Source organism: Arthrobacter sp. 2RAF6 (assembly GCF_052115205.1).
Lineage (GTDB): Bacteria > Actinomycetota > Actinomycetes > Actinomycetales > Micrococcaceae > Arthrobacter.
Genome location: NZ_JBFRGF010000141.1, coordinates 1 through 384, shown reverse-complemented (window position 1 = coordinate 384; position 384 = coordinate 1). Strand labels below are relative to the sequence as shown.

General features: G+C 67.4%; 1 protein-coding gene. It reads left to right on the top strand.

The features are described 5' to 3' along the window. Nucleotides 1-267, top strand: a 267-nt coding sequence (locus AB4Z38_RS25865) for a SpaA isopeptide-forming pilin-related protein (protein WP_441432357.1), incomplete at its 5' end; no start/stop codon positions are given. Nucleotides 268-384 lie beyond the last annotated feature (117 nt).

The window sequence follows — 384 nt, the reverse complement described above, 5'->3', positions numbered from 1 at the left end:
CCCGGCTACCAGTCCTACTGGCTGGTCGAGACCAAGGCCCCGACCGGGTACGCGCTCCTCGCCCAGCCGGTCGAAACCACGGTCACCAGCACCGACCCCTCCGCCGTGACGGTGACGATCGACAACGTCCTGGCCAACGCCGGATTCCAGCTGCCGCTCACCGGCGGCGYGGGAACCTGGGCCCTGACCGCCGGCGGGATCCTCGTCCTGGCAGGCGCAGGCCTGTTCACGCTCACCGGCCACCGGAAACGCAACCAGGCAAAATAAGCACTCCCCGGTCACCTGCACCCCGTGATGCAGGGTATGGGGCATCCACCAAACGGCGGATGCCCCATACCGCTCCCGCCCATCAAAGCAAGAGGCCCCAATGACCCAAACCCTCAA